The sequence below is a fragment of the Pseudothauera lacus genome (assembly GCF_003034845.1).
Lineage (GTDB): Bacteria > Pseudomonadota > Gammaproteobacteria > Burkholderiales > Rhodocyclaceae > Pseudothauera > Pseudothauera lacus.
The window spans coordinates 1-1206 of record NZ_PZKC01000037.1; the positions used below are offsets into that span (position 1 = coordinate 1).

General features: G+C 61.0%; 1 protein-coding gene. It reads left to right on the forward strand.

Going from position 1 to position 1206, the window contains the following annotated elements; translation table 11 throughout:
* The first annotated feature begins 232 nt into the window (after positions 1-232).
* On the forward strand, positions 233-1189 hold the full coding sequence (locus tag C8261_RS17085) for an IS110 family RNA-guided transposase (protein ID WP_107494927.1): 957 nt from the start codon (positions 233-235) through the stop codon (positions 1187-1189).
* The last annotated feature ends 17 nt before the right edge of the window (positions 1190-1206 follow it).

The window sequence follows — 1206 nt, forward strand, 5'->3', positions numbered from 1 at the left end:
CTTCGACAGGCTTGTATGGTCTATACCGGCTCTTTTACTTCGTAGGAGGAAGGCGAGGAGCCGGGGTGGAGGGACATCGACTGGCATCGGCAGCGGGGCCGCTGACCGACTCCCTGAGACGTCTCCCACCCCTCTTGGCAGCGTCGATGAGGAATCCAGCGCGATGCACAGCGCCGATATATGCAAGCTCACGCCAACAAGGGGGCTACCCCGGCAACCGCCATTTTGAACCATGATTGATCAATTGCCATCCAGTCCCTTCATAGGCGTCGATGTGGCCAAAGATGAGGTGGTCGTCGCCGAGCACGGGCACAGCACATCGAGCACGTTGCAGAACAAACCAGCCACGCTGCGGGCCTGGCTGAAGAGGCTGGCGCCGGGTACCCGGATTGGCCTTGAGTCGACCGGCGGCTACCACGAGTTGTTGGCGACCTTGGCCCACCAAGCTGGTTTCACGGTCTATCTGCTCAACCCCAAGGATGTACGCCACTACGCCCATGCACTGGGCAAACGCGCCAAGACCGACCACGTTGATGCGCTGCTGCTGGCCCGTTTCATTGCCCATGAGCATTCGGACTTGCACCCGTGGCAGCCTCCCACCGACGAGCAGCGCCACCTCGATACCCTACTCAAACGCCGTGCTACCCTGGTCAAGGCCCAGGGCATGATGCGCCAGAGCTTGGCGCATCTGTCTTGCCTGGATGCCGAATCCAAGACAGCCCTGTGCGCCTTGGCCGACTTGCTTAAGGCCATTGATCGGCAAATCGAACAGGCGCTCGCGGCTCACGAAACGACCCGAGCTCAGGCTGCCTGCGTCCAATCCATCCCAGGCATTGGGCTCCTGTCTGGCGCAGCGCTGCTCAACCTGTTCAAACGCTTACCCACCGCGCGTGCCGACGCCATCGTGGCGTTTACCGGACTTGACCCACGCCCGTGCGATTCCGGTAAGAAGCGTGGTACCCGACGCTTGTCCAAACGTGGCCCTGCTGAACTGCGACGGTTGCTCTTCAATGCCGCTATGTCTGCAGCCAAAACCGCTACGTGGCGCCCATTCTACGAACATGAGCGTGCCAAAGGATTACCGACCACCGCCGCCCTGGTCTGCCTGGCCAGACGATTGCTGCGCACGGCGTTCGCCCTGTTCCGCACTCAAACGCAGTTCGACCCAGACAGGCTCTCTCGTGCTTGACCAGAACCATAGAATCT

Excerpts from the sequence above, each read along its gene's own strand:
- C8261_RS17085 (WP_107494927.1), top strand. The coding sequence starts at position 233 with ATGATTGATCAATTGCCATCCAGTCCCTTCATAGGCGTCGATGTGGCC.